The sequence below is a fragment of the Neomegalonema sp. genome (assembly GCF_028688855.1).
Lineage (GTDB): Bacteria > Pseudomonadota > Alphaproteobacteria > Rhodobacterales > Rhodobacteraceae > Neomegalonema.
In genome coordinates this window covers 40,253-66,506 of record NZ_JAQTXI010000006.1, presented here as the reverse complement: position 1 = coordinate 66,506, position 26,254 = coordinate 40,253, and the positions used below count along the sequence as shown (strand labels likewise).

Annotated in this window: 22 protein-coding genes; 1 reads left to right on the top strand and 21 read right to left on the bottom strand. The window is 70.5% G+C overall.

The window, feature by feature from the left end; genetic code table 11:
- Positions 1 to 63: 63 nt before the first annotated feature.
- From PHN62_RS06120 to dnaK, 4 genes are all read right to left on the bottom strand, one after another.
- Complete coding sequence (locus PHN62_RS06120; protein WP_300147772.1) at positions 64 to 579, bottom strand: hypothetical protein; 516 nt, start codon at positions 577 to 579, stop codon at positions 64 to 66.
- Positions 555 to 1,070, bottom strand: a complete 516-nt coding sequence (locus tag PHN62_RS06115) for a hypothetical protein (protein ID WP_300147769.1) — start codon at positions 1,068 to 1,070, stop codon at positions 555 to 557. The genes PHN62_RS06120 and PHN62_RS06115 overlap by 25 nt, the downstream gene beginning before the upstream one ends.
- Before the next feature lie 111 nt (positions 1,071 to 1,181).
- Positions 1,182 to 2,321: a molecular chaperone DnaJ gene (gene dnaJ / locus PHN62_RS06110; protein WP_300147767.1), complete on the bottom strand. Its 1,140-nt coding sequence runs from the start codon at positions 2,319 to 2,321 to the stop codon at positions 1,182 to 1,184.
- A gap of 111 nt (positions 2,322 to 2,432) precedes the next feature.
- Positions 2,433 to 4,304 (bottom strand): molecular chaperone DnaK, encoded by a 1,872-nt coding sequence (dnaK, locus tag PHN62_RS06105; protein ID WP_300147764.1) that lies wholly within the window; start codon positions 4,302 to 4,304, stop codon positions 2,433 to 2,435.
- A gap of 305 nt (positions 4,305 to 4,609) precedes the next feature.
- Here dnaK and PHN62_RS06100 point away from each other — a divergent pair, with 305 nt between their 5' ends.
- Complete coding sequence (locus tag PHN62_RS06100) at positions 4,610 to 6,454, top strand: ABC-F family ATP-binding cassette domain-containing protein (RefSeq protein ID WP_300147761.1); 1,845 nt, start codon at positions 4,610 to 4,612, stop codon at positions 6,452 to 6,454.
- 26 nt (positions 6,455 to 6,480) lie between these two features.
- Here PHN62_RS06100 and PHN62_RS06095 read toward each other — a convergent pair whose 3' ends face one another.
- The 17 genes from PHN62_RS06095 to PHN62_RS06015 form a co-directional block, all read right to left on the bottom strand.
- Positions 6,481 to 7,029, bottom strand: coding sequence for an isochorismatase family protein (locus tag PHN62_RS06095; RefSeq protein WP_300147759.1), 549 nt, complete (start codon positions 7,027 to 7,029; stop codon positions 6,481 to 6,483).
- 67 nt (positions 7,030 to 7,096) lie between these two features.
- Positions 7,097 to 7,954 (bottom strand): TIGR01459 family HAD-type hydrolase, encoded by an 858-nt coding sequence (locus tag PHN62_RS06090; protein ID WP_300147756.1) that lies wholly within the window; start codon positions 7,952 to 7,954, stop codon positions 7,097 to 7,099.
- Between the two features lie 91 nt (positions 7,955 to 8,045).
- Positions 8,046 to 9,698 carry a hypothetical protein gene (locus PHN62_RS06085; protein ID WP_300147753.1) on the bottom strand — a complete coding sequence of 551 codons (1,653 nt, stop codon included), beginning with the start codon at positions 9,696 to 9,698 and terminating at the stop codon, positions 8,046 to 8,048.
- Between the two features lie 121 nt (positions 9,699 to 9,819).
- Positions 9,820 to 10,935: a hypothetical protein gene (locus PHN62_RS06080; RefSeq protein ID WP_300147750.1), complete on the bottom strand. Its 1,116-nt coding sequence runs from the start codon at positions 10,933 to 10,935 to the stop codon at positions 9,820 to 9,822.
- Positions 10,936 to 11,121: 186 nt separating this feature from the next.
- On the bottom strand, positions 11,122 to 12,057 hold the full coding sequence (locus tag PHN62_RS06075) for a hypothetical protein (RefSeq protein WP_300147747.1): 936 nt from the start codon (positions 12,055 to 12,057) through the stop codon (positions 11,122 to 11,124).
- Positions 12,058 to 12,180: 123 nt separating this feature from the next.
- Entirely contained in the window at positions 12,181 to 13,164 is a 984-nt protein-coding gene (locus PHN62_RS06070; RefSeq protein WP_300147744.1) for a hypothetical protein, read from the bottom strand.
- Between the two features lie 333 nt (positions 13,165 to 13,497).
- The gene (locus PHN62_RS06065; RefSeq protein ID WP_300147741.1) at positions 13,498 to 14,061 is read right to left on the bottom strand and encodes a hypothetical protein; all 564 of its coding nucleotides are present in this window, start codon (positions 14,059 to 14,061) and stop codon (positions 13,498 to 13,500) included.
- A 225-nt stretch (positions 14,062 to 14,286) separates the two neighbouring features.
- On the bottom strand, positions 14,287 to 15,234 hold the full coding sequence (locus PHN62_RS06060) for a hypothetical protein (RefSeq protein ID WP_300147738.1): 948 nt from the start codon (positions 15,232 to 15,234) through the stop codon (positions 14,287 to 14,289).
- Positions 15,235 to 15,539: 305 nt separating this feature from the next.
- On the bottom strand, positions 15,540 to 16,157 hold the full coding sequence (locus tag PHN62_RS06055) for a hypothetical protein (protein WP_300147736.1): 618 nt from the start codon (positions 16,155 to 16,157) through the stop codon (positions 15,540 to 15,542).
- Positions 16,158 to 16,456: 299 nt separating this feature from the next.
- Positions 16,457 to 16,984, bottom strand: a complete 528-nt coding sequence (moaB, locus tag PHN62_RS06050; RefSeq protein ID WP_300147733.1) for a molybdenum cofactor biosynthesis protein B — start codon at positions 16,982 to 16,984, stop codon at positions 16,457 to 16,459.
- Positions 16,985 to 17,035: 51 nt separating this feature from the next.
- A complete protein-coding gene (xrtA, locus tag PHN62_RS06045; RefSeq protein ID WP_300147730.1) occupies positions 17,036 to 18,649 on the bottom strand; it encodes an exosortase A in 1,614 nt (537 codons plus the stop codon).
- Positions 18,646 to 19,890: a TIGR03087 family PEP-CTERM/XrtA system glycosyltransferase gene (locus tag PHN62_RS06040; RefSeq protein ID WP_300147728.1), complete on the bottom strand. Its 1,245-nt coding sequence runs from the start codon at positions 19,888 to 19,890 to the stop codon at positions 18,646 to 18,648. Before PHN62_RS06040 ends, xrtA begins: the two co-directional genes overlap by 4 nt.
- A gap of 4 nt (positions 19,891 to 19,894) precedes the next feature.
- Positions 19,895 to 20,932, bottom strand: coding sequence for a FemAB family XrtA/PEP-CTERM system-associated protein (locus PHN62_RS06035; protein WP_300147725.1), 1,038 nt, complete (start codon positions 20,930 to 20,932; stop codon positions 19,895 to 19,897).
- A 13-nt stretch (positions 20,933 to 20,945) separates the two neighbouring features.
- Positions 20,946 to 21,800, bottom strand: coding sequence for an XrtA system polysaccharide deacetylase (locus tag PHN62_RS06030; RefSeq protein ID WP_300147722.1), 855 nt, complete (start codon positions 21,798 to 21,800; stop codon positions 20,946 to 20,948).
- Positions 21,801 to 21,901: 101 nt separating this feature from the next.
- Entirely contained in the window at positions 21,902 to 22,990 is a 1,089-nt protein-coding gene (locus PHN62_RS06025) for an XrtA/PEP-CTERM system-associated ATPase (RefSeq protein WP_300147718.1), read from the bottom strand.
- A 97-nt stretch (positions 22,991 to 23,087) separates the two neighbouring features.
- On the bottom strand, positions 23,088 to 24,830 hold the full coding sequence (locus PHN62_RS06020; RefSeq protein WP_300147715.1) for a TIGR03016 family PEP-CTERM system-associated outer membrane protein: 1,743 nt from the start codon (positions 24,828 to 24,830) through the stop codon (positions 23,088 to 23,090).
- Positions 24,805 to 26,238 carry a P-loop NTPase gene (locus PHN62_RS06015; protein ID WP_300147712.1) on the bottom strand — a complete coding sequence of 478 codons (1,434 nt, stop codon included), beginning with the start codon at positions 26,236 to 26,238 and terminating at the stop codon, positions 24,805 to 24,807. The genes PHN62_RS06020 and PHN62_RS06015 overlap by 26 nt, the downstream gene beginning before the upstream one ends.
- Positions 26,239 to 26,254: the final 16 nt, after the last annotated feature.

The following is a 26,254-nucleotide window of genomic DNA, read 5'->3' as shown; positions in this document are numbered from 1 at the left end:
CTGCGCGATCCTCTCGCATGGATTGCGGAGCCGGAGGGTCGGTCAGGATCAGGGGTCAGGGGGTCAGGGCCGGAGCATGGCCACGAAATCGGGCTCGCATTGCAGGCGCCGGTCCTCGAAGCGGACCATCCGCACCCATTGCTCCGTATAGCCGTCCGAAGCGCCCGTCACCAGATGGGCGGTCCATTCGCCCTGAGGATCGTCTCCGGCGCGCACGCGCCAGCAGCTCGGCTCGTCGTAGGCGAAGCAGAACAGCGAGCCCTGCGCCGTCCAGGAGGCCGTCTGACAGCCGCCGTCCAGATAGCGCCAGGTGACTTCGCGTCCGTTGGGATCGAAATACTCCTCGCCGTAGGGCAGGCCCATGGCGTCCTCGTAGACGACCACCTTGCCCGAAGCCCGCGCCATGAGCTCGGCCCGGGACAGGGCCTCCTCCGGCGAGGGCATGGGCGGCGCCTCGACGAGCTCTCCGGGGAGGGCCTCCTCGACGCGCGGATCCTCGTCCTGCGCGAAGGCGGAGGAGCCGACGGCCAGAAGGCAGGCCGCGAAGATCGGCTTCAGGAGGTGGGAACGGGCGCGCATGTGACAGGCTCCTCGCTGACGCGGCGCACCACCACGTCCGCCGCCTCGCCCTCGAGGGGCCGGTGGCGGTAGCCCTGCGGACCCTCGATCATGGTCCAGCAGCCGGTGCGCCCGAAACCGTAGAAATAACAGAGCGTCTCGTTTCTGGCCACCCAGACGCCCGCCAGACAGAGGCCGTCCTCCATGCGCCAGACGACGCGTCCGTCCTCGAAATGATGCTCCTCGCCGCGCGGACGCCCGAAGAGCAGATAATGCAGGGTCTTGCCGCGCAGGGCCTCGCGGATCTCCTCCTCGCCCAGCCTGCGCCAGGGTCCGGAGGACAACACCGCGTCGCGTTCGGCCTCGGTCAGGCCCGGCGGAACCTTCAGACTCGGCGGCGCGGGCCGCGAGACGGGAGGCTCGGGCGCCTGGGCCGCCGCCGTCCCGAAGGAGCCCGCGGCCAGAGCGCAGAAAGCCGCAGCGCGCAAGACCGCTCCGAAATCCATCTGCAAGGCCGCCGGCCCTCCCTGAAGCGCCTTTCCGGTCCGGACGAGGCCCGGACCGGACGCATGGTCGCGCGATTTCTCCGGAAAGTCTTCCGGATTCTCGGGAGGGGGCTCCGGCTACTTCTTCCTCCAGAGCTCCCGGATGCGGTTCAGGAAGCCCTCGGCCGAGGGGCTGTTGCGTCCATCCCGACCTTCGCGGCGGAACTCCTCCAGCAGCTCCCGCTGACGCGCGGAGAGATTGACCGGAGTCTCCACTTCGAGCTCGATGTACATGTCCCCCACCCGCTCGCCGCGCAGCGTGGGCATGCCCTTGCCGCGCAGCCGGAAGCGCCGGTCGTTCTGGGCGCCCGCCGGAATCGAGACCCGCGCCATGGCGCCGTCGATGGTCGGCGCCTCGACTTCGGCCCCGAGGGAGGCGTCCACCATCGAGATCGGCACCTTGCAATAGAGGTCCATGCCGTCGCGCTGGAAGATCGGATGCTTCTCGATGGCGATGAAGATGTAGAGATCGCCCGGCGTTCCCTGAGGCCCGCCGGAATCGCCTTCTCCGCCGAGACGGATGCGGTTGCCGTCCTCGACGCCCCTCGGCACCTGGACGGAGATGGTCCGCTCCTTGCGCAGACGGCCCTGTCCGCCGCAGCCGTGGCAGGGGGTCTTGATCGTCTGGCCGCGTCCGCCGCAGGTGGGACAGGGGCGTTCGATGGTGAAGAAGCCCTGCTGGGCCCGCACCCGCCCCGACCCCTTGCAGGTGCCGCAGGTCACGGGCGAGGAGCCGCCTTCTCCGCCCGTGCCGTGGCAGAGGTCGCAGAGGGCCAGAGTGGCCACCCGCATCTCCTTCGTCACCCCGGCGTAGGCCTCTTCGAGGGTCAGGCTGAGCTTGGCGGTCTGATCGCCGCCCCGGGCGCGGCCGAAGCCGCCCATGCCGCCGCGACGGTTGTCGCCGAAGAGATCGTCGAAGACGTCGGAGAAGGCGGAGGCGAAGTCGCTGGCGCCGAATCCGCCGAAGCCTCCTCCTCCGCCGCCCATGCCCGCCTGCATGCCCTCATGGCCGTAGCGGTCGTAGACGGCGCGCTTCTGGGGATCCTTCAGGGCGTCATAGGCCTCTCCGGCTTCCTTGAAGCGGCGTTCGGCTTCGGGGTCGTCGCGGTTGGCGTCGGGATGGAACTCCTTGGCGCGCTGACGGAAAGCGCGCTTGATGTCCTCATCCGAAGCGTCGCGGCTGACGCCGAGCACGTCGTAGAAATCACGTTTGGCCATCATGGTCCCATGGCGCGGCGGCTGACGGGGGGCGGCGCGACGCCGCGCCCCGGAGGCGGAAGACCTCCGGAGCGCGACGCGCGGACTCGCGGCGGGCGCCGATCACGCGGCTCAGTCGTCCTTGCGCTCGGTGAACTCGGCGTCGGTCGCGTCGGAGGCCCCGCCCGGATTGCGGGCCTGCTCGTTGCGGTAGACGCCTTCGCCGAACTTCATCGCCGCCTGGGTCAGGGTCTGGGTGCCCGACTTCACGGCTTCGACGTCCTCGCCCGCGAGAGCCTTGCGCAGCTCCTCGATGGCGGCGGCCAGCGGCGCGCGCTCGGCCTCGGAGACCTTCTCGCCATGCTGCTGGAGCGACCGCTCGGCGCTGTGGAGCGCGGCCTCGCCCTGATTGCGGGCTTCGGCCTCGCCGCGACGCTGACGGTCGTTCTCGGCGTGCTGTTCGGCGTCCTTGACCATGCGGTCGATGTCGCCGTCCGAGAGGCCGCCCGAAGCCTGGATGGAGATGCGCTTCTCCTTGGCGGTGGCCTTGTCCTTGGCGCTCACGTTGACGATGCCGTTGGCGTCGATGTCGAAGGCGACCTCGATCTGCGGCACGCCCGAGGGCGCCGGCGGAATGTCCTCGAGGTTGAACTGGCCGAGGAGCTTGTTGTCCGCCGCCATCTCGCGCTCGCCCTGGAAGACGCGGATCGTCACCGAGGTCTGGTTGTCCTCGGCGGTCGAGAAGACCTGGGCCTTCTTGGTCGGGATGGTGGTGTTGCGGTCGATCAGGCGGGTGAAGACGCCGCCCTTGGTCTCGATGCCCAGCGAGAGCGGGGTCACGTCGAGCAGCACCACGTCCTTGACGTCGCCCTGGAGCACGCCCGCCTGGATGGCCGCGCCGAGCGCCACCACCTCGTCGGGGTTGACGCCCTTGTGGGGCTCCTTGCCGAAGAAGCTCTTCACGACCTCGAGCACCTTGGGCATGCGGGTCATGCCGCCGACGAGGACCACCTCGTCGATCTGCGAGGCGCTGACGCCCGCGTCCTTGAGGGCCGCCTTGCAGGGCAGCAGGGTCTTCTGCACGAGGTCGTCCACCAGCGACTCGAACTTGGCGCGGGTGAGCTTCATCGTCAGATGCTTGGGCCCGGAGGCGTCGGCGGTGATGAAGGGCAGGTTGACGTCGGTCTGGGTGACGGACGACAGCTCGATCTTCGCCTTTTCGGCGGCCTCCTTGAGGCGCTGGAGCGCGAGCTTGTCCTTGCGCAGATCGATGCCGGTCTCCTTCTTGAACTCGTCGGCGAGGTAGTTGACCAGACGGATGTCGAAGTCCTCGCCGCCGAGGAAGGTGTCGCCGTTGGTGGCCTTCACCTCGAAGACGCCGTCGCCGATCTCGAGCACCGAGATGTCGAAGGTGCCGCCGCCGAGGTCGTAGACGGCGATGGTCTTGCCGTCCTGCTTGTCGAGGCCGTAGGAGAGCGCCGCCGCGGTCGGCTCGTTGATGATGCGCAGGACGTTGAGTCCGGCGATCTTGCCGGCGTCCTTGGTGGCCTGACGCTGGGCGTCGTTGAAATAGGCCGGGACGGTGATCACCGCCTCGGTGACCGTCTCGCCGAGATAGCTTTCCGCGGTCTCCTTCATCTTCTGCAGGATGAAGGCCGAGATCTGCGAGGGCGAATATTTCTGGCCGCGGGCTTCCACCCAGGCGTCGCCGTTGGCGCCCTCGACGATCTTGTAGGGCACCATGCCCTTGTCCTTGTCCACCGTCGGATCGCCGTAGCGGCGGCCGATGAGGCGCTTGACGGCGAAGAGGGTGTTCTCGGGATTGGTCACGGCCTGACGCTTGGCGGGCTGACCCACCAGGCGCTCGCCGTCGTCGGCGAAGGCCACCATCGAAGGCGTGGTGCGCGCGCCTTCGGAGTTCTCGATCACGCGGGCCTGGGCGCCGTCCATGATGGCGACGCAGGAATTGGTCGTTCCAAGATCGATGCCAATGACTTTGGCCATGTCTTTCCTCGTATGGCGTCGTGGGCGAAAGCGTTCCGCCTTTCGCCCGCTTCCCTGAAGATGGTTTCGGCGGAGTCGAAGCTCCCCGTCGGCTTCCCGACCGGAGCGGCTTCAGCGGCTATATAAGAAGGTCCGCGCGACGCCGCAAGAAAGCCGCGCGCAATTTGCGGGGCCTTCCGACGAAGCCTTCGCGTCCCGAGAGAGCCGCCTCCCTGTCCTGCGCCCTCTTCCCTTGCGCGGCGCGGCGCTCTAGGTAAGGCGCTCCTTCCCTCGTCCAGAGCCTCTCCGCAGGCTGGAGTCTCCTCATGGCGCCCTCGCCTCTGCTCGTCCTCTCCGACCTCTCGCTGACCTTCGGCGGCGCGCCGCTCTTCGAGGGGGTCTCCCTCTCGGCGGGGCCTGGAGACAGGTTCTGTCTGGTCGGGCGCAACGGCTCGGGGAAATCCACGCTGATGAAGATCGCGGCGGGTCTGGCGCTCCCCGATTCGGGGACGCGCTTCGTGCAGCCCGGCGCGAAGATCGCCTATCTGCCGCAGGCCCCCGATTTCTCCGGCTTCGCGACGCTCGGCGCATATGTCGCGGCGGATCTGCCCGAAGACGAGGCCTACAAGGCCGAGGTCGCCATGGAGGGCCTGCGCATCGACGGCGCCCGCGAGACCTCCGGCGCCTCGGGCGGAGAGAAGCGCCGCGCGGCCCTCGCGCGCATGATCGCCGGAGAGCCCGACTTCATGCTGCTCGACGAGCCGACCAACCATCTCGACATCTCGGCGATCTCCTGGCTGGAGGCGGAGCTGTCGAGCACGCGCACGGGCTACGCGCTCATCAGCCATGACCGCGCCTTTCTGGAGAAGCTGTCGCGGACGACGCTCTGGCTGGACCGGGGCGTGCTGCGCCGCCAGGAGCGCGGATTCGCCGAATTCGAGGCCTGGCGCGACAAGACCTGGGAGGAGGAGGACCAGAGCCGCCACAAGCTCGACCGCTTCCTGAAGGCCGAAGGCCGCTGGGCGGTGGAAGGCATCTCGGCGCGGCGCAAACGCAATCAGGGGCGTCTGCGGCGGCTCCAGGAGCTGCGCGGCGAACGGCGCGCGCAGGTGCTGCGCAAGGGCCCCGCCGCCATGGCTCTGGAATCCGGGCCGGTCTCGGGCAAGAAGCTGATCGAGGCCGAAAACATCTCGAAGAGCTTCGGCGGACGCAGCCTGATCGACGATTTCTCCATCATCGTCCAGCGCGGCGACCGCGTGGCCCTCGCCGGGCCCAACGGCGCGGGCAAGACCACCCTCCTCAAGATGCTCACGGGCGAACTCGCGCCGGATTCGGGCAAGATCAAGCTCGGCACGAACATCGTCGCGGCGCGGCTGGATCAGGACCGCACGCTCGATCCGACGATCTCGCTCTGGGAGACCCTGACCGGAGACCCCCTGCTCGGGGCCAGGGGCTCGAACGACCAGATCATGGTGCGCGGGACGCCCCGTCATGTGGTCGGCTACCTCAAGGAGTTCCTCTTCGACGAGCGCCAGGCGCGGGGTCCGGTGGGGGCGCTCTCGGGCGGCGAACGGGCGCGGCTGCTGCTCGCGGCGATCATGGCGCGGGAATCGAACCTGCTGATCCTCGACGAGCCGACCAACGACCTCGACCTCGAAACCCTCGACCTGCTTCAGGAGCTGCTCGCCGATTACGACGGCTCGGTGCTGCTGGTCAGCCATGACCGCGCCTTCCTCGACGCGGTGGCCACCTCGGTCGTCTGGCTCGACGGCGCGGGCGGCGCCACCGAATACGCCGGAGGCTGGACCGACATGCTCGCTCAGGGCGGCGGAATCGCGGCCTCGGCGGAGGCGCCCGCCCCGAGAGCCCTCCAGAAAACCGCCTCCAGAACCTCGCCGAAATCCGCCCCCGCCCCTGCTCCCGCTCCGGCGACGAAGAAGCTCAACTACGCCCAGACGCGGCGGCTGGAGCTTCTGCCCGGCGAAATGGAGAAATTCGCCCGCGAGATCGACAAGCTGGAGGTCTTTCTCGCGAATCCGGCGCTTTACGCGAAGGACGCCGCCGCCTTCGCCAAGGCCGGCGCGGGCCTGATCGAGCGTCGCGCCGCCCTGGCCGCCGCCGAAGAGGAATGGCTGGAGCTGGAGGCGCTCAAGGAGGGATCGGGAGGCTGAAGCTCCCGCGCCCTTTCGGGCCGCGCTCACCTCTCCTTGATCAGCGCCAGGATCTCGCGGAAGGCGGGGTGCTGCGCGTCGGCGGTCCATTCGAACATGACCATCTCGCTGGTGACGACCGGGACTCCCGCCGCCGCCAGACGCGCCAGACCCGCCGTCTCGTCCGCCTCGAAGCGCGAGGAGACGGCGTCCGCCGCCACCACCGGCGCGAAGCCCGCCGCCTTGAGCCCCAGCGCGCTCTGCAGCACGCAGACATGGGCCTCGGCGCCCGTGATCACCGCCAGAGGCCGCCCCAGAGCCCGCAGCTCCGCCAGAGCCTGCGGCTCGTCGGCGATGGAGAAATGCGTCTTCGCGAGGATCTCCTCGGGCCGCGCCAGAGCGCGCAGACCCTCTTCGGTGGGGCCGATGCGATTCGCGCAATGCTCGCTGATCCGCACCGGAACCCCCAGAGCCCGCGCCGCCCGGATCAGACGCCCGCTGACCTCAAGGGCCTGATCTCCCCGCCGCATGGCGGGCATGAGCTTGCCCTGAAGATCGACGATCAGCAGAAAGCTTTCCTCGCGGCGCATGAGCATGACGGCCTCCCTGTGGTTTCTTGTGCGGAAGGCAGTCTGCCCCATCCGGAGCCGCGAGGGAAAGGCCTCAGGCCAGATGGCCCATCGCCCAGGAAGGCGCCAGATCATGGCGCTTCAGGAAGGCGTCGAGAAGGTCGGGCCTGATCTCTCCGCCCTGCATGGTGTCCTGCACGGCGATGCCGCCCGTCACGAAGAGCGCCGGAATCCCCGCCTGACGCGCGCCGAGGACGTCCGTGGCCGGGCCGTCGCCCACCGCCAGGACTCGCGCCAGATCCGGCGGCCCGCCCAGGATCTCCCCGAGCCGCGTCAGCGCCAGATCGTAGATCGGCCGATGCGGCTTGCCCGTGAAGACCACCTCGCCGCCCTGCCGCGCATACCACTCGGCCAGAGCCCCCGCGCAAGGCACCTCGCGCCCGCCGCGATGGATCAGCAGATCCGGATTCGCGCAGAGCATCCGCAGACCCCGCGCCAGAGCCCGCTCCATCAGGGGGATGTAATCCGCCACGGTCTCGCGGTCGTCATGGGCGAAGCCCGCGCAGAGCACCGAATCCGCCGCCTCCGGCGCGACGCGCTCCAGAGCCAGGCCTTCGAGCAGAGGCTCGTCCTTGTCGGCGCCGATGAAGACCAGACGCTCTCCCCAGCGCCCGGATTCGAGCTCGGCCCGCGTGGCGTCTCCCGAGGAGACCACCCCGTCATAGGCCTCGCGCGGCGCGCCCAGACCGTCGAGCTGCGCGATCACGCTGGCCGCAGGACGCGGCGCGTTGGTCAGCAGAAGCACCCTGCCTCCGCGCGCCCGATAGGCGGTCAGGGCCTCGGCGGCGGCGGGAAACACCCGCAAGCCGTCGTGCAGCACGCCCCAGAGGTCGCAGAGCAGGGCTTGCGGCGCAGGAGAAAGATCGGAAAGCGCGGAGATCAGGCGGGTCATGGGGCGGCTTTCTGTCCAGCACGAAAAGGCGGGACCGCCCTATCACGGGCGCCCCGCCTCCGCCAAGTCCCCGCCCCTCAGCCCCCGAGCCTCAGGCCTGACGCGGCGCAGGCCCCGCCTGAGCCAGAAGCTCGGTCGCCGGGCCCGAGACCAGCGGAATCCCCGCGATGGAGAGCGCCTGAAGCATCACCGGATCGCCGACTTCGGTCGCCATCAGCGCCATGCCCATCTGCATGGCGTGCGGCGCCATGGCCAGAGCCAGAAGCGAAGGCGCCGCCGCCAGCTCCACCTTGAGCCGCGAGAAGGTTTCGGCGTTGAGCCCCTCCGGCGAGGGCACGTCCGCCCGCAGCGCCACGCCATGAGCGCGCAGCGCGTCGATGGGCTCCACCGCGATCTCCGCGAGATCGCCGAGCGGCGCCGAAATCACCAGACGACGCCCCAGCTCGGGATTCGCCCGCAGGAGGGCTTCGATCTCAGCGGCTGCGGCGGGCGTCAGATGGGCCGCGCGCAGCGGCAGATGCACGCCCTCCTCGACCCCCGAGGCCGCCAGCTCGGCGACCTTCTGCGCCGCCAGAGCCAGGCGCTCGGCCAGGGAGGCGTCTTCCGCCACGCCCAGCTCATGGCCCGCCACCACCCGCGGCGCCAGAGCGTAGATCGGCGCGCTCTGGCCCAGCGCGAGGAGGCGGGGGCCGCCCGGACCCGCCGCGCGGGCGCCCTGCCCGTTCGGACTCTGCCCGTTCGGATTCTGGCCATTCGGATTCTGGCCGTTCGCCTCGGGAGGAGGAGGTTGCGTCCGGCGGGCCTGGGGCTGAGGCGCGGCCCCGCCCTCGGCCATCGCCGCCAGAGAAGCCAGAGGCCGCAGGGCGGCCAGAGCATCCGCGTCCGCCGCAGGCGGCGGGGCGGGCTCCGGCGCGAGGGGGCGGGCCTGCTGCTGCTGACGGGCGGCGGCGTCCTGACGGGCCTGCTGGGCCTCGCGGGCGCGGTGGCGCAGGCTCTCGGCGAGATCCCCCGGCCCCGGAGGCGTAGATTGCGGCGCGGATTGCGGCGCAGCGCGCGGCGCAGGCTCCGGATCGGGTCGGCGCCGACGCGCCGAGGAGCTCGCCACATCGGCGAGGAAGCTGGCCGCCGGATCGGCGTCGCGCGTCTCGCGCAGAAGGCGCGCGGGCTCTTCGGGCTCCGGAGCGGCGAAGCGCGGCGAGGGCTCGGGATCCATGGCGTAGGAAGAGGAGGAGGCGAAGGACTCCGCCGACCGCGCCGGAGCCCGCCCCGCCGGAGCCTGACGCAGGGCCGCAAGGGCCTCGTCGAGGATCTCCAGACGCCCTTCGAGGGCGCTCAGACGGCCATGGGCGCCGCTCTCGGAGGAATCGAGCGTCAGCAGGCGGTTCTTGATCTGGTTGACCGCGCCGGTGTTCTCGGCCAGCACGCGGCGGCTCTCGTTCACGAGGTCTTCGAGGATGTCCTCCATGCGGGCGAGGTCCTCGGCGGCGTCATGGGACACCTTGCGGACCTCCTCCAGCTCCTCGCGGAGGAACTCCTCTCCCGACTCCGCCGCGCCGAGCCCGAGCCAGCGCCGCAGGCTCGCCCAGTTGGCCGCCAGAAGGGCCCCCGCCGCCGCGAGAGCCGCCGCGCCGAGCCATTCGCCCGTCGCCGCGCCCAGCGCCAGCGCCGCAAGAGCCAGACAACCGAGAATGAGCCCGGAGCTCCGCAAGACCGGAGACCGCATGTTTTCCGTGAGATCGCGCATGGAGCGTCCCGTTTTCCGCAACCCTGACAAAGGCGCATCCTGGCCTGCGGGTCTTGCCATCGGATGAACTTCCTCCGCGCGGAGAGGATCCGGCGCGTCTTCGGTCAGGGCGGCCATGGGATCACCTCGCGCGGGTCAGGGCGCGGACGCGGTCCATCGCCGAAGGATCGCCCTCGCCCGCCGCTTCGAGCGCGTCGAGGAAGTCGCCGTCGCGGGGCGCGCTCCGGGAGGGGCGGCGCGACGCCGCGGCCGGAGGCTCCTCGGCGGCGAATTCGCGCGCCACGCGGGCCGCCGCAGCCCGGGCCGGAGAAACCGCGCCCTCCTCGGGATGCTCGCCCTTGGGCCAGGTCTCGCGGATGGAGGCCGCGAGACGGTCGAGATTGGGCCGACGCGGCGCAGGCGCGCGGGAGGCTTCGGGCGCGCGGCCGGAAGCTCCGGCGCGGGAAGGCGCGGCCTCGGCCCAGTCCTCGCCCCAATCTCCATCGGGCGCGGACGCGGGAGCGGCGGCGGGGGGCTCGCGGCGGCCCCGGGCGGCGGAGGCGGAGGCGGCGCCCGTCCGGGCGGAGGGGCGGGCGCTCGCGCGGCGGGCGGCGACGGCGAAGCGGGCCTCTTCAGGCTCCTGCTCCTCCCAGTCGTCGGCGGCCTCTCCGGAGCGGGTGCGCGCGGCGGGACGGGCGGCGGGCTTGCGCCGCCGGGGCGGAGTCTCCCTGACCGGGTTCTGCCCGAAGCCCAGAAGCCGCGCGAGCAGCAGCAGACCCAGCAGGCCCAGCAGCGCGCCGAGCATGTAGAGCGTGGCCGGAGCGAGGCCCCAGCGCCGGGCGGCGCCCTGGACGATCTCGTCGCCGCGCGCCCCGACCTGAGCGCCCGCCCTGCCGAGGTTCTGGGCGTCGATGCGGGTGGGCTCGGCGCTGAATCCCAGAGTGGCGGCGGAAGGCGCGGCCTCGGCGAGGGGCTCGGCAGGAGTCGCGGGAGTCCGGACCGCCGCGGCGGGCGCCGCAGGACGATTCTGGAAGCGCGGCTCGGGCGCGGGCTCGAAGGGGATGGGCGCGGGACGCGTCTCCGGCTCCCGGGGCGCGTCGAGGAGCGCCTCCATGGGGTCGTCGAAGAGCGGCGCGGCGGTCTGGGCCGCCAGCGGACCCGCCGTCAGGCCCGAAAGCGTCAGCGCGAGGGCGAGCGCGGCGGCCCCTTGCATCAGGGGCGTCCGGGGCCGACCGGCGGTCTCGACATGGATCGACACGGGACATACCTCCTGAACCAAGACACCGGCCTCTCGAAACGACCCATAAAGGGACGCAATTCCGGGAGGCAAGATCGATCCTTCAGGATTTATGCCAAAAATAGACTATTCGGGAGAAGATATAGCGTCGCCTGCGCCAGAGAGACGCAATTTCTTCGCCCGGACCCTCCATATTCCCTCTTGATCTCAGATCGGCTCGTCGCCCATCAGGACATCGAGCATCCCCGCGCAGAGCGCCCCGCCGCAAGCCATGTCGAAGCCCGCGAACATCGGGTTGGAGTTGATCTCCATGAAGCAGAGCGCGCCGTCCGAGGCGCGGGTCTTGAAGTCGGCGGCGCAGAAGTTCAGCCCGAGTTCGTCCGAAACCTGCGTCAGGCCGGGCAGGAGCTCGGCGGGCGGCTCGACGGGCGTCAGCTGGGCGTCCTGATTCTCGCGATAGTCCAGAGAGGGCGATTCGACCCGGAAGGCGAAGAACTTCGGACCCACCCGGAAGATGCGGATCTCGGGCGCGACGAGCCTTTCCTGAAAGATGTAGGGCCGGGGCAGGACGCCGTCGCCGTACATCTCCAGATTCTCCACCGTCAGCACGCGGCAGTGGTCGCCGCCGTCGATGGGCTTGTAGACCACCTCCTCCTTCCGCGCCCAGGCGCGCAGCTCGGAGGCCAGAGCCGTCAGGAGCGTGCGCGGCGTCTGGAGCCCCGCCCGCTGCGCCTGGATCAGGGCGAAGGGCTTGTTGGCCGAATCCTTCAGGAAGAACCGCTGGTTGAAGCGGCGCACCTGAGGATTGGCGGCCAGCCAGGCCTCCATGAGCACCCGCCAGGCGCGGGCGTCCACGTTGTCCATGTCGTTGCTGGTGCGCAGATATCTGAACACGTCCTGACGCAGGAAGGCGGCGTGGGCCTTCAGGGGCTCTCCGCGTTCGTCGGTCATGGCCTCGGCGCCCTGCGGCCCGAGGCGCCAGAGGACCCCGCGCGGCCCCTCGTCCAGAGTGATCATCGGCGCGATCCCGATCCCGCGCGCATGGGCGGCCTCGGCGAGGCGGCGCAATTGCGGATCCTCTCCGCCGCCGACGAACATCAGGACGCGTGAGGAGCCTTCGGCTCCGGAGGAAGTGTCAGACATTGGAGAAGCCGCTCCTGAGCCGTGGCCGTCTGGTCATGAACAGGTCGGCGCCCCGCCGGTCAGGACGGGGCGCGACGCGAAAGCAGGGTCGGAGAGGGGCGCGTCCGGAGCGCCCCCTCCGGCTCATTCTCCCCAGGCGCGGGTAAGCGGGGGATGAACGGGCGGCTGAATCTGCGGCCCGTCGAAGCGGCCCGGCAGAGGCTGAGGCGTCGGAGCCCCCCAGGATCCCGTCTCCTCGCCAAGGGCCATCGTGGTGACGCCTCCCGGCGCCGGTTGCGGAGCAGGCTGCGGCCCGGCGCCCGTCTCTTCGCCGAGCGCCATGGTGGTGAGCCGGTTCGGCGGAGGAGCAGGCTGCGGCGTGAGGCCCGCCTCTTCGCCCGCCATGGCCGTGGTGATGGTCGGGCCTTCCTCCTCGCCCATGGCGTAGGTGGTCGCGGGGCCCCAGGAGCCCGATTCCTCGCCGAGGGCCATGGTGGTCGCGACGCCGGGCTGCGTCGGGGCCGGGGCCGGAGCCGCTCCCGTCTCCTCGCCGACCATGGCCGTGGTGATGGTCGGGCCGCCTTCCTCGCCGATGGCGTAGGTGGTCGCGGAGCCCCAGGAGCCCGATTCCTCGCCCAGAGCCTCGGTGGTCGCGACGCCGGGCGGCGGCGTGGGAGCCGGGGCCGGAGCGGCTCCGGTTTCCTCCCCGACCATGGCCGTGGTGATGGTCGGGCCGCCTTCCTCGCCGAGCATGCGCGTGCTCGGCTGGGGCGCGATGGTCGGAGGCAGGGAGGGCGAGACGCTCGCGCCCTCCTCGCCGAGCATCAGCGTGGTGGCGGCGACTCCGCCGGGCGCAGGCTGGGGCTGGGGCCGGATGAGCGGGCCGTATTCCTCGCCGACCATGCGGGTGGTCGCCTGAAGGCCGCCCGGGCCCTGCGCGACCTCAAGGACTCCGGCGGGGAGGCCTTCGGCGGAGCGGCCGGATTCCGGCGCGCCGCCCGGAGCCCGCGGCGTCGGCGCCGCGACGGCGGAGCCCGCCAGAAGGGTCTGGAGCGCCAGATTGGCCAGAGCCAGGGCGCTCAGGGCGTTCCCGGCCTTCCGCGAGAGGGTTTGGCTCGTGAGACTCATGAATCTCTCCTCGTCATCTTGCGGGAAGGCGCAAGGGCTGCGTCCTCCCCGAGGCCGGAGCATCCTCCAGCGGAGCCCAAACGGCTTCGCCTCGCGAAGATGCGGCCACAAGAGAAGCTTTAGAGCGTTTGCGCGATCCAGGGGGATCGGAAAACGCGCAAGACCGCAAGAAAAGGGCGGAATTACAACGGATCCCCAGAGGCCTTCCGAGATTCGGCCCGCCTCCGCGCGGAAATTCCGGATGCGGAAGATCCGCGCGGCCGCGCGACGCCTCGGGGAGGCGCGAGGGAGACGAGGGACGGAACCGCCCCTCGCCGTCTTTCCGGATCCGGCTCAGCGCCAGGGACGCGGCGGAGGCCGATGCGAGCTCTCTTCGCCATGCGCCAGAGTGGTGGGGCGATTCGGACCCCAGCCGCCGCCGCTCTCCTCGCCGAAGGCGTAGGTGGTGGCGCCCCAGCCCGGAGGCCGCGGCGGAGGACGGTTCCAGCCGCCGCCTTCCTCGCCGAGGGCGTAGGTGGTCGCGCCCCAGCCCGGAGGCTGCGGAGGACGCGGCTGATGCCAGCCGCCGCCCTCTTCGCCGATGGCGTAGGTGGTCGGAGAGCCCCAGACCGGAGGACGCGGCTGCGGACGATGGACGCCGCCCTCCTCGCCGACCGCCAGGGTGGTGGCCCAGCCCTGGGCCAGCTCGACGTCCGCGCCCGCCTCGGCCTCAGGCGCGGCGACGCTCCGGAGCGCGCCGGGCTCGACGAGGTCGAGCGCCGAGCCCTTCAGACTCCCCGGCGTCGGGGCCGCGACGGCGGCGCCCGCAAGCAGGGTCTGCAAGGCCAGATTGGCGAGCGCCAGAGCGCTCAGGACCCCGCCCGCCTTCCGGGAGAGATTTTCGCTCGTCAGACTCATGGTCGTCTCCTCTCGGGATGTTGGGATGGCCCCGGAGCGCGTCGCGACGCCTCCGCCCGCGAGGAAGGATCTAGGCTCCAAAAAAGGCGAAAATACAGCCTGTTGCCCCGGCGCCGCCGATTTCCGGACCAGGGAAGACGCCGACGGATGAACTCCGGATTCCGCGCAACCCGGAAGGCGCGCGGAACCCGGAGCACGCAAGCCCCTCGCGAGGCGCAGGAGGCTTCAGAAGCCGTTCCGCCTGCCCGTCCTCCAGAAGGCGAAGCCGGAATGGCTCCCGCCGCCCTTGAGCCCGGTCGAGGGCCGCCAGCCGCCGCCCTCCTCGCCGATGGCCAGCGTGGAGGCGGAGAGCCCGCCGCCCGAGCCGCCGGCCGAACCGTTCGCGGAGGAGGCGCCCTCCTCTCCGACGGCCATGGTCGTCAGGGTGACGCCCGAGCCCGAGACGATCCCGCTCTCGCCGACGACATGGGTGACGAAGGTGGAGGTCGTCCCCGTCGAGGAGCCTGCGGAGCCGCCTTCCTCGCCGATGGCCAGCGTGGAGGCGGAGAGCCCGCCGCCCGAGCCGCCGCCCGAGCCGCTGGCCGAGCCGTTCGCGGAGGAGGCGCCTTCCTCTCCGACGGCCATGGTCGTCAGGGTGACGCCCGAGCCCGAGACGATCCCGCTCTCGCCGACGACATGGGTGACGAAGGTGGAGGCCGCTCCCGTCGAGGAGCCTGCGGAGCCCGTCGCGACGGAGCCGCCTTCCTCGCCGATGGCGAGGGTCGTCATCCCGAAAGAGCCCTGGCCGGAGGAGTTCGAGCCCGAGGCGCTCCCGGTCGTGGTCCCGGTCGAAGAGCTCTGGGCGCCTTCCTCGCCGATGGCCAGGGTGGTGAGGACGCCGCCGCCCGGCGCCTGAGGCGAGGGCGTGGCGGGGGTCCCCTCCTCGCCCGAGGCGAGGGTGGTGAAGACTCCGGAGCCCTGATAGGCCGTGGCCGCGCCGTTCTCCTCGCCCGAGGCGAGGGTGGTGGCCACCTGGACCACCGGCGAGGAGCCCGCCGTCGAGCCGGAGGCCGGAGAGGCCGCGGCGGGCGGAGCCTTGTGGACGATGACCTGAGGCTGCTGTCTGCGGAAGGCCTCGATATAGGTCTTCGACTGCTCGACGGGCCTTGTGGAGAAGGTGTGGACGATGCTCATGGCGATCCCCTGACATGGGCGCCGGGATCGGCGCGACGAGATCGCCCTTCAAGATTCGGGCCTCATCGGGACAGGGGGCCGGGGTTCAGGAGCCCGACATGAAAAAGGAGCGGCTCGCGCCGCCCCTTCTCCGGGGGCCGGGAGGCCCGGAGATCCTTGCGGATCGCCCGGAAACGCCTCTCCGCGCCCTGGGCGCCGACCGTCCGGAGCCGGCGCCTCAACCTTGCGCCGGAGCCTTTTCCGATCCCGCGGGATCGTCCGGAGGCTCCGGGCCTTGCCGGCTGCGCCGGGACAGACGTCAGGGATCAGCCCTGACGCTTCCAGCCGCCGCCCTCTTCGCCGAGGGCCATGGTGGACATCGTCGGGCCGCCGGAGCCGGTTCCGCACCAGCCGCCTTCCTCGCCCGCCGCGCGGGTGCTCCCGACCCCGCCGCCGGGACCGCCGGGACGGGGCCCGCCGCCCTCTTCGCCGGCCGCGAAGGTGGTGGCCCATCCGCCGTCCTCTTCGCCGACGGCCCGAGTGGTCACGCCGGGGCTTCCGCCGCCGTGGTTGCCGCCGGGCCCGCCCGGATGATGTCCGCCGCCATGGTTGCCGCCGGGACCGCCGGGACGAGGCCCGCCGCCCTCTTCGCCGACCGCCAGAGTCGTGGCGTCGGGACGTCCGCCGCCATGGTTGCCGCCGGGACCGCCGGGACGAGGCCCGCCGCCCTCTTCGCCGACCGCCAGAGTCGTGGCGTCGGGACGTCCGCCGCCGTGGTTGCCGCCGGGCCTGCCGGGACGATGCCCGCCGCCCTCTTCGCCGACCGCCAGAGTCGTGGCGCCGGGGCTTCCGCCGCCATGGTTGCCGCCGGGACGGTTGGAGCCGGAGAAGCCCGGCTTCAGGAATGAATTCCAGAACGACGAACCGCCGTTGATGCGCGTCATGATGAGAACCCCTGTCAGATCTTGTGATCCAATGTCCTAAAATAATACAATACCGGAGATTGATCAATCAGATCGATCCAGGGACTCACTCCATTATGAAACGATCCGCTCGTCTCGAGACGCGGAAACCGGATGTTCGGAAGGCGATGAACCCAAGCGCTCCTCAAGCAGGGATGAAGGCGAGAAAAGGCGGCTCGCTTCAGGGGCGGCCGCCTCGGGTTCGTCCTGAATCCGGAGATGAACCGGATTGAAATTCAAGGATCATCTACGCGGCGTCCTGAAGAAGGACGCAGGAAGCCTCACGCTTCGGTCAGGCGGTCGAGGATCCTGGCGAAGTTGCAGGGCCGCCAGCGGGAATCCAGCTGACGCACGAGGATCTCGTCCCAAGCGTCGCGGCAGGCTCCCGGAGAGCCCGGTAAGGCGAAGAGGTAAGTCCCCCCCGCCACCCCGCCGCAGGCTCGGCTTTGCAGGGTCGAGACGCCGATGTTCCTGAAGGAGACCATGTGGAAGACAGTCGAAAAGCCGTCGATCTCCTTTTCGTAGACCGCCTTGTGGGCCTCCACCGTGACGTCGCGCCCCGTGAGCCCGGTGCCGCCGGTGGTCAGGATCACGTCGATCTCCGGATTCGCGATCCAGAGCCGCAGCCGCGCTTCCAGTCCGGCGCGATCGTCGCGCAGCAGGTCGCGGGCGGCCAGGACATGGCCCGAAGCCTCGACGCGGGCGGCCAGAAGATCGCCCGAAGCGTCGTCCTCGGGGCCGCGCGTGTCCGAGACGGTCAGAACCGCGATGCGCAGAGGCAGGAAAGGGCGGGTTTCGTCGAGGCTCATGGCGGCGGCTCCTGATCGCAAGAGCCGCCAGATTAAAGCCTCCTCGCGGGTTTATCGAGAGGCCAGAGCCTCCAGCGGGGCGTCGAGGGGGCCGAAGTCCGCCATGAACGCCTCCAGCGCCGCCAGAGCCGCAGCCCGATCCGTCGGGCGGGCGTAAGGCGTGGAGAGCGCCAGAATCGCCGCCTCCTGAGGGCCGCCCGTCAGACGCGCCTTCATGGCGTCGAGGCCCGCGCGGCGCGCGTCGGCGCTGAATTCGCCGCCCGTCCAATACCAGGCCGTCACGAGGCGGCTGGCGAAGCTCGCGCCCCGGCCCTCGTGGATGCGGGCGTGGCTGAGGTCTTCAAGGCGGGTCGGCAGGCCGCCGATCTCGGCGCGGGCCTGGCGCGAACGCACCCAAACGTCGTCGTCCTCGAAGCGGTTGGTCGATTGGCCCGCCTCGGCGCCGGGACGCTCCCAGAGGTAATAGCCGATCACGAGATCCACCTGAACGCCGTCCTTCACGAAGCCGAAGCGATAGAGGCGGTCCAGACCCTGAAGATGAGGCGTCCAGTCTTCGGCGGGCGGGACGGCGCTCCAGCCCGCAGGCGTCGCAGGAGCCCAGTCGGCGGGCGGCGGAGAGATCCCGCGATCCGGCGCCGTGATGGACAGCGCCGTCGTGGGCGTCGCCAGCAGCAGGGCGCCGAGCCCCAGAGCCGCCCAGGTCTTGCGGGCGTCCTGCGGAGCGGCGGGCGCAACCGGGGGCGCGGCGGAGGTCGGGGCGGAGGAAGCGTCCCACCGGAGATCGGCGAAGCGGCCGCCGATCCAGAGCAGCAGCAGCATCACCGCCGAGAAGAAGACCCAGCCATAGACCAGATGATCCACGCCCGCCGCCACGCGCCCGTCGGTGAGATGGGCGATCATCATGATTCCATAGGCGCGCAGGAAATTCGCGCCCACCGGAACCGCCACCGCCAGAAGGCCGAACACAACCCATTTCCAGAGGCGCTCATAGGAGAGATGCGCGAAAGCCGCCGCCACGACCATCATCGCGATGAGGAAGCGCAGACCCGCGCAAGCCTCCGCGACTTCGAAGAGGGCGTCGGGCAGCTCGATCATGATCCCTTCGCGATAGGTCGGCACGCCCGAGGCCCGCAGCAGCCAGACCGAGACGTCCGCCGTCCATTCCTGCAGCAAGGGCGTGAGCTCGTCGCCGAAGGGGACGAGGAAGATCAGGAAGGCCAGAGGAAACCAGAACCGCCGCGCGAATTCGGAGCCCGCCGCCAGAATCGCCACGCCCATCAGAGAGAAGGCCACGGCGGCGTGTTCGAAGATCGCCGCGCCCATCAGCCCGCCGAGGGTCGCCAGAACCGCCGCCAGAGCCAAAGGCGCCAGACCCCAAAACGAGGCCCTCGGCGCGATCCCGCGCAATTCGGCGCGTTTGCGCCAGACGAACCAGAGGCTCGCGGGCAGGACGAGAAAACCGTGGTTGTAGGTCGGCGAGGAGATCCACACGCCGATCATGTCCAGAACCGCCGGAGCCTGAAGCCCCAGAGCCAGAACCGCCAGACCCGACATCAGCAGGATGGTCCGGCGCCATGCGGGCCAGGCCTCGCCGAAGAAGCCTTCGGGGAGGGAGAATCCTTTCGGCGCGGCTTCTTTCGGCGGGGCGAGCCCTTGGTCGGTCATGCGGCGTCCTGTTTCCTGTCGGGCGGCTCTGCGAGGGCCTGAAGGAGCGCCGCCTCCAGAGCCTCCAGACGGCTCGACCAGTCGTAGCGGTCGCGCATGGCCCGGAAGGCGTTGGCGGAGAGCAAGGCGCTCAGGCGGGAATCGAGCAAGAGCCGCGCCAGAGCCGCCGCGAATTCCGAAGCTGACGCGCTTGTGAGAAGATCCGCGCCGGGCGTGGCCTGGATCCCCTCCAGAGCCGCAGGCGTGGCCACGGTCGGCACCCGCGAGGCCATGGCCTCCAGCAATTTGTTCTGCACGCCCCGCGCCAGACGCAAGGGCGCCACCGCCGCCGCCGCATGAGCCAGCCAGGGCCGCATGTCCTCGACGCGGCCCGTCACCCGCACGCCCATCTCCTGAAGCGCCAGAACCTCCTTCGCCGGGCGAGCCCCCGCCGCCACGAATTCGAAAGGCCCCGCCAGAGCCTTGGCGCGCGGCAGGATCTCGCGGGCGAACCAGACCGCCGCCTCGACGTTGGGCGGATAATCCATGGCGCCGGTGAAGATCACGCGCGGAATCCGGTCGTCGGGATAGGGCGAGGCCATGGTTTTCCCCGCCGCCCAATAGTCGCAATCCACGCCGTTCTCCACGGCGAGGAGATTCCCCGCGCCGCCGCGTTTCGCGAAAAGGTCGCGTTCGGCGGGAGTCGCGAACAGACAGGCCGCGGAGCTGCGGGCCAGAGCTTCTTCGACCCGCTTCAGGCGGCGGGCTTCGCGGGCGTAGACCCAGCCCATCGGCGGCGCGGATTTCTCCGCCAGATCCTCCCATTTGGCGGAATCCACATCCACCATGTCGAGGATCACGGGCGGGCGCGGATCGGGGAGCGCCTCCAGATAGCGCGCCCCGCCCGAGCCGTAGAGCAGCACGGCGTCGAAAGGCGTCTTGCGGGCGGCCTCCCGGATGCGGGCCGAGAGCCCGGCGTCGTGGAAATGCTCCAGGCTGACCGGCGCGCCGGAGTTCAGGGCCTTCAGCCCCGAAGCCGCCCTTGAGCGTTTCGTCAGATCGCCCAGCAGGATCTCCGCAAGCCCGAGTCCGGAGAGGGCCGCCCTGCTCTCCCAATCCTCGGCGCGGTCGACGGGGGCGGCGAGCGTGATCTCCCAGTCCGGAGCCAGGCCCTGAAGGAAGCGCCAGAGCCGCATCTTTTCTCCGGTGAGCGGCGGGACCGGGGCGCGATGCGCCAGAACGAGCAGACGGCGTTTCGTCATGGGATCACCCGAGCCTCCGCGCGAGATGCGGCCCGAGGAGATTGGCCGTCCAGAGCGGCAGACGCCGCCAGAGCGCCACGAAGCGCCGGTATTTCGGACTCAGGGGATTCACGTCGGGCGCCTCGGAGGCCCGCACCAGCCGATAGCGCTGAACCAGAGGCTGAGGCTCGAAGCCCCAATGAGTCTTGTAGTCGAAGGCGCCGGTCCCGAATTTCGAGCGCCCGAAGTCGAAGACCTTGAGGCCCTTCAGGGCGGCGCGCTCCTGCTCCTCCCAATAGAGCCGGTCATAGGCCCGGAGCGCCCGCGCCTCCGGCAGGGCGCCCCCGAAATAGGGCATGACCCGATCCCGATGCTCGAAGCTCATCAGCGCCGCCACCGGCCCCGCAGGCCCATGCACCAGCGTCACATGACAGCTTTCGCCGAAGGCCGACTTCAGCGCCCGCATCCAGCGCAGGGAAGGCGTCGGCGTGCCGAGATCGCGCAGGCTGCGGGAATAGATGGCGTGGAAGGGCTCCAGGGCGGCTTCATGCTCGATCTTGAGATCCGCCTCCATGGCCTTGCGGACGTCGGCTCTTTTCTTGCGGGGGATCTGGAGCAGGCGCTTTTCGGAGGTCTCGGCCATCTCGCGGCGGAAGCCCGCATAGACGCCTTCCTTGACGCCCCATTCAGCCGGAGCCTCGCCGCCGCGCAGCTCCACCGCGCCCACGCCCAGACGACGCCCCAGAGCCTCGGCCTCGGCGGCCAGAGCCTCGCGCGCCTCTTCGGATTCGGCGAGGATCCCGCCCCCCACCGCAAAGGCGCAGGAGGTCAGATTCGCCCCCCCGAAAGGCGCCGGCGCCTTCACCAGAGGCAGGACTCCGCGCAGCGCGCCGCCCTCCCAGGCCCCGAGCCAGAAGCAGGGCAGGCCATAGGCCTCGCGGATGGCGCGCCGCCAGCCGGAGAGATGGAAAGGCTCGCTTTCCGGGTGGTTCAGGACAAAGGAATCCCAGGCCGCCCATCCGGAGGCTTCCGCAGGTTCGCGCATGAGGAATCGGGCGGCCATGGCGGCTCCGGAGTCAGGCCGCCCCGATCCCGTCCGCGCAAGCTTCGCGCATGGATCGCCAGCGGCGTTCGGCGAGGAGCGCCGCAAGTCGGGATTCGGCGCGGCCGAGTCCGATCCTGTGGCGCAAGGCCGATTTTAACGGCGCGCCCTTAAGGCGTGGTTGATCCGGATCGATCTCCCAGGGGTGGAGGTAGAAATTCGGCGCGATTCCAAACTCCTGCGCATAGGCGTCGAGGCCGGAGCGCGTCCAGGCGAGCGGCGCCAGACGAAAGAACCCGCCTCCCGCGAAAGGCAGGCGACGACCGCGCCACATCCGCGTGGAGACCGGAATCTCCAGAATTCCCGCGCTGGGCTCGCGATGAGGCGTCCGGAGGGCGGTGGGGTCGCCGTAATGATCGTGCTTGATGGGGTGCGAGCTGGAGGACCATGCGTGGCCCGTCCCGGCCATGACCTCGTAAGCCCAGGGGCTGCGCGCGTCGACGGAGAAGCTCGGGGCGCGATAGCCGGTCACGGCCTGGCCTCCGGCCTCCTCGATGGCGCCCTTCGCCCGGCGGAGGTCTTCGGCGAATTCGGCGCGGCTCTGTTCGAAGACGCGGAAATGCTGGTCGCCATGGCTGGCCAGCTCATGGCCTTCGGCGGCGATGCGCCGGATCAATCCCGGAGCCGCCCGCGCCACGCAGCCCAGACAGAAAAACGTCGCCTGCGCTTCATGCGCGGCGAAGAGGTCGAGCAGACGGTGGGTGTTGGCCTCGACGCGGCTCTCCTGCTTCGGCCAGTCGGCCCGGTCCAGAACGCCCGCGAAGGCCGAAACGTGGAAATGCTCCTCCACGTCGATCGTCATGGCGCCGAGTCCGGCGCGGGGGGCCATGGCCCCGATCCCGGCGCGGGGCGTGACGGCGTCGGTTCCGGCGCGGGGACGGGCGGAAGGCCCGGGGCCTTCCGTTCCCGGCTCCGGCGCGTCGCGGGGGGTCAAAACCCGCCTGCGCGACGCGGCGGCTCCTCGGCCAGGCTCTGTTCGAGCAGGGTCGAGACGATTTCGATCATCTCGCGGATCGCGCGATCGTGATCCTCGGCGCGGGACTCCAGCAGGCCGATGCGTCCGGCCAGAGCGTTGACCGCCGCCAGCAGCGCCGGGTCCGGCCCGAGGCCGGCCGCCGCAGCCACCTGAGCCGCATGCGCCGGATGTCCCGGAGGCACCGGAGCGCCCTGGCTCTCCGGCGCGCCCTCGGCGGGGCGCGAGGCGGCGAAGGCCTCCTTCTTGAGGTCGGCGACCACCGTCTCCACGGTCTCGGGCGTGATCTCGGTGAGCTCCTCCAGCGCCGAGAAGAGCATGATCCGGTTGGCCAGAGTGTTGATCCGGCGCGGCACGCCCCGCGTCTCGACGTAGATGCGCGCGAGCGCCTGAGGCGTGAAGGTCGGGTTCCCCTGCCAGCCCACCATCTCCAGGCGGTGGATGACGTATTCGCTGCTCTCCTGCTCGGTCATCGGTTCGAGGCGATAGGAGGCCGTCACGCGCTGGAGAAGCTGCGCCAGATCCGGATGCGCCAGAGTCCGCGCGAACTGCGGCTGGCCCACGAGGAAGATCTGGAACAGCGGCTGTCCGCCCAGCGTGAAGTTCTGGAGCATGCGCAGCTCTTCGAGCGTGCGCATCGGCAGGTTCTGGGCTTCGTCCACCACCAGCAGGACGCGGCGCCCATACTGGTTCTGCTCGACGAGGAACTGCTCGAAGGCGGTCAGCATGCTCGCCTTGTCGTCGGAGGCGGGCTGCACCCCGAAGGCGTCGCAGATCAGGCGGACGACGTTCTCGGGATCGACCTGCGTGGTGCCGATGGTGGCCGCCACCACGTCGTTTTCATCCAGCTCCTCGAAGAGCTGGCTGATGAGGGTCGACTTGCCCGTGCCGACGTCGCCGGTGATGACGATGAAGCCCTCGCCCTGATAGAGCCCGTACTTCAGATAGGACATCGCCTTGCGATGGCCTTCCGAGCCGAACCAGAACCGGCGATCGGGCGTGAGGCGGAAGGGGCAGGCCGACAGGCCGTAATATTCTTCATACATCGCGTCGTCCGACTCCCTGATGCCGTTCGTCCCGCCCCCGCGGCGGCGCTTGCTGACCGTTTCGCGCGCCGCCCGGAGAAGAGTTCGCGGCGGCGCGTTAGAAATCCGCCCTCAAACCCAGCACGCCCGCATTCTCGCGATATTCGTCCTGAGGCGAATCGGAGAAGCGTCGTGTGTAAGTGTATCGCGCGAAAGCGTTGACAATTTCCGTAATCCGATAGGACGCGCCCAGACCGAACGACAGCGTCCGCTCCTTCGTCAGGCGGGGATCGTCCGGGGCGTAGAGGATGAAGGCCGCCGAGGCGTCCACGCCGATGCGCGACGTCAGGTCGCGGTTCACCGCGCCCGCCAGAGTGAGGGTCCATTCGTCGTCGTCGAGCGGACCGCCGTAGTCGCGGCGCATGGCGGCGCCCACGAGGCTCACGCCCGTCTTGCCGCTCGATCCCGAGAGCGCCAGCGTCGCCGAATCGACCACCGCGTCCTGAGTCTGGCGGCTGAAGGCCGGATCGCTCGCCAGACGCAGGGAGCCGTCCGCCAGGCTCACCGCCAGAGCCTCGGCGCGGTTGGAGGTCAGGCCGCCCTGCGCCGAGCGGTAGAGCGGATTCCCCGCCTCGTCCGCGCCCGCGTCGAGCAGGGCGTAGGGCGCGCCGCCGAAGTCGAGGAACTCCACCGAGCGCCCCGCCGAAGCCGAGATCCCCAGACGCTCCGCCAGGGCGTAGCGGAGGTTCGCGCCGTAATCGAGGCCCTGATTGCGCCAGCCGACGTAGGCGTCCATGTTCATGCGGCGGTTGGGGACGTAGCGCGCGCCGAGGTTTACGTAGCCGCCGCCGACCTTGTCCTCGTCGAGGCTGGAGCCGCGCACGTGGTCGTAGCCTGCGGCGCCCATTCCGGCGAGCTTCGCGGTCAGCGGAACCTCGACCGAGCCGCCCACCGTCGAGGCGCGGCGCTTGTCGTCGGTTTCGTCGTCATAGATCATGTGGGCGGCCGAGAAGCCCCAGCCGAACTTCTGGAAGCGCCGCGGATCGGAGACCAGGGCGCCGCTGAAGCCGTGCATCCATTCGTCGGCCTCTTCGCCGTCCTCGTAGAAGCTGCGGGCGTGGGTGTAGCGCAGTTCGGCGTTGGCCCAGCCTCCCAGATTCTGGCGCAGGGCCGGACTGACCGAACCGAAATAGACCCTTTCGCGGTCGTTGCGTCCCGCGACGGGATTCAGCGAATAGCGGCCTTCGCCCCGCGCGAAGCTCTCCGCCGCCGAGCCCGCCACGTCGAGGTAGAGCAGCCCCGGAACCACCGTCGCCGAGAGCGCGCCCGCCAGATCATGACGCAGGCCGTCGTCGTTGGTGTCCTCGAAGTAATGGTCGTAATGGGCGGCGTAGTTCAGCGAGCCTTTCGCCCGAGTCCCCTCGACGGTCGCCCGCAGGCCCACCGTGCCGGTGAGCACCGTGTCGGAACGCTCCTCGCCGCGCGGATCGAGCCCGGCGTTGTCGGTGACGGTCACCTCCGTCGAGGCGTAGGGCCGGACGCTGGTCTTCCAGAGCCGACGGGCGGTGGGCGCCGCAGGCCCTGCGGCGGGGCCCGGGGCGGCGGGCGCGGCGCCGGGAGGCGCGGCGAATCCGGCGCTCATGTCGGGAGTCAGCACCACCCCGCCCGACTCCACGCCGGAGGGCCCGAGCGTCCCGGCCTGAGACGGCGCGGGCTCGGTCCAGAAACGGGATTCGGCGAAGGCGGGCGCCGCGCCCGGCGCGCAGACCCCGAGCGCGCAGGTCAGGGCCAGCCCGCTCGCGCGGAGCTTCAGAGCCTTCCGCGCCGGGCGGCGGTCAGGGTTTCCGGGGAGCGCTGTCATTGGCGTAGGCCTCATAATAGCTGCCGAACTGCTCCAGACGACCCGAGGCCGTGGCCTTGTTCAGCACAAGATTCACGTTGCACTCGGGTCCTAGCAAATCCAGCGCCGCCTCCACGGCCTTGCGGGTGGTGCGCTCGGCGTCGACCACCATGACCACCTGTCCGGCGTGACGGGCCAGCTCCACGGGCTCGGTGCTGGCGAGGAGCGGCGGGCCGTCGATCAGGATGATGCGGTCGGAATAGCGGTCGGCGAGATCGGCCATCAGGCTGCGCATGGCGTCGCCGCCGTAGAGGTCGGTGGCGGATTCCACAGCCTCGCCCGCCGGGATGAAGGTCAGCGGATGATCCGGAGTGCGCAGCATGCGCCCGCTGACGTCGCTGCGGCCATGGCGGGCCTCTTCGAGCAGATCGGTCAGGCCCTTGAGGTTGGGCTTGAGCCCCAGGATCTTCGAGAGGCTCGGACGCGCGGCGTCGGCGTCGACCAGCAGCACGTTCAGCCCCTCGTCGAGGATGATCGAGAGCGCCAGATTCACCGCCACGAAGCTCTTGCCCTCGCTGGGCTTGGCGCTGGTGAACAGGATCACGTGCTGACGTCCGCGCGGGGCGCGGCTGCGCATCTGTCCGGGACGGCGGGCCGTCTCCTCCAGGGTCATGCGGCGGATCAGGCGGCGCTTGATCAGGCGGATCTCCTCGGAGAGCCGCGAGCGGCGGGCGCTCGGCGTGATGAAGCCGAATTTCCGGAGGCGGTCGAAGTTCAGCGCGAATTCGCGGCTGCGCTTGCGGCCGTCGACGTCCCTGGGCGCCACGGAGAGCTCGCCGCGGGTCGAGACGCGGGAGCCCTTCGGCTCCTTCAGCGAACGGCGCAGGTCGCTCAGGGGCGAAGCCGCCTCGACGATGGAATCCGGCGCGGAAGGGCGCTCGGGAGCGGGACGGGGCGGCGGCGGAGAGACGGGCGCGGGCTCGCGGGCGAATTCCGAGAGGAAATCCTCTCCGGCGCCGGGAGCGGCCTCGGGCGGATCCTCGGAGAAGGCCGCGAGGAACTCCTCCTCCAGGCTGCGGGCGCGCGCGGAATCGGCGGCGGCGCGCGGCGGCGCGGGATCATGCGTCTTATAAGGCTCCTCCTCCGGCGCGGAAGGCGCAGGGGGCGGCGGAGCGGGAGGCGCAGCGGCGGCCGGAGCCGGAGCCTGAGCCTGAGGCGGCGCGGCGGGCGCGCGGAATTGGGGCGCAGGCCCGACGAAGGGCGGCGCAGGCGAACGGCCGCGGTTCGGCTCGGGCCGGGCGGATTCGGCGCGGGCGGGCGCCTCGGCGTCGAGCCCGAGCTGACGGGCGAAGCGGCGCCGACGCATGGCCTCGCCGGCGCTCTGGCCGCGAGGGCGCGGGGAAGTCTCGAACTCGTCTGACGCGCTCATGGCCGGACTCCCTCGT

Bases quoted from the DNA above. Each gene is read 5' to 3' on its own strand.
- xrtA (WP_300147730.1), bottom strand. From the start codon at position 18,649: ATGACCGACCAAGGGCTCGCCCCGCCGAAAGAAGCCGCGCCGAAAGGA.
- PHN62_RS06100 (WP_300147761.1), top strand. From the start codon at position 4,610: ATGGCGCCCTCGCCTCTGCTCGTCCTCTCCGACCTCTCGCTGACCTTC.
- dnaK (WP_300147764.1), bottom strand. From the start codon at position 4,304: ATGGCCAAAGTCATTGGCATCGATCTTGGAACGACCAATTCCTGCGTC.
- PHN62_RS06025 (WP_300147718.1), bottom strand. From the start codon at position 22,990: ATGTATGAAGAATATTACGGCCTGTCGGCCTGCCCCTTCCGCCTCACG.
- PHN62_RS06020 (WP_300147715.1), bottom strand. From the start codon at position 24,830: ATGACAGCGCTCCCCGGAAACCCTGACCGCCGCCCGGCGCGGAAGGCT.
- moaB (WP_300147733.1), bottom strand. From the start codon at position 16,984: ATGAGCCTCGACGAAACCCGCCCTTTCCTGCCTCTGCGCATCGCGGTT.
- PHN62_RS06085 (WP_300147753.1), bottom strand. From the start codon at position 9,698: ATGCGCGATCTCACGGAAAACATGCGGTCTCCGGTCTTGCGGAGCTCC.
- PHN62_RS06075 (WP_300147747.1), bottom strand. From the start codon at position 12,057: ATGTCTGACACTTCCTCCGGAGCCGAAGGCTCCTCACGCGTCCTGATG.
- PHN62_RS06095 (WP_300147759.1), bottom strand. From the start codon at position 7,029: ATGCTCATGCGCCGCGAGGAAAGCTTTCTGCTGATCGTCGATCTTCAG.
- PHN62_RS06040 (WP_300147728.1), bottom strand. From the start codon at position 19,890: ATGACGAAACGCCGTCTGCTCGTTCTGGCGCATCGCGCCCCGGTCCCG.
- PHN62_RS06070 (WP_300147744.1), bottom strand. From the start codon at position 13,164: ATGAGTCTCACGAGCCAAACCCTCTCGCGGAAGGCCGGGAACGCCCTG.
- PHN62_RS06030 (WP_300147722.1), bottom strand. From the start codon at position 21,800: ATGGCCCCCCGCGCCGGACTCGGCGCCATGACGATCGACGTGGAGGAG.
- PHN62_RS06035 (WP_300147725.1), bottom strand. From the start codon at position 20,932: ATGGCCGCCCGATTCCTCATGCGCGAACCTGCGGAAGCCTCCGGATGG.
- PHN62_RS06015 (WP_300147712.1), bottom strand. From the start codon at position 26,238: ATGAGCGCGTCAGACGAGTTCGAGACTTCCCCGCGCCCTCGCGGCCAG.
- dnaJ (WP_300147767.1), bottom strand. From the start codon at position 2,321: ATGGCCAAACGTGATTTCTACGACGTGCTCGGCGTCAGCCGCGACGCT.
- PHN62_RS06065 (WP_300147741.1), bottom strand. From the start codon at position 14,061: ATGAGTCTGACGAGCGAAAATCTCTCCCGGAAGGCGGGCGGGGTCCTG.
- PHN62_RS06055 (WP_300147736.1), bottom strand. From the start codon at position 16,157: ATGACGCGCATCAACGGCGGTTCGTCGTTCTGGAATTCATTCCTGAAG.
- PHN62_RS06090 (WP_300147756.1), bottom strand. From the start codon at position 7,954: ATGACCCGCCTGATCTCCGCGCTTTCCGATCTTTCTCCTGCGCCGCAA.
- PHN62_RS06060 (WP_300147738.1), bottom strand. From the start codon at position 15,234: ATGAGCATCGTCCACACCTTCTCCACAAGGCCCGTCGAGCAGTCGAAG.
- PHN62_RS06120 (WP_300147772.1), bottom strand. From the start codon at position 579: ATGCGCGCCCGTTCCCACCTCCTGAAGCCGATCTTCGCGGCCTGCCTT.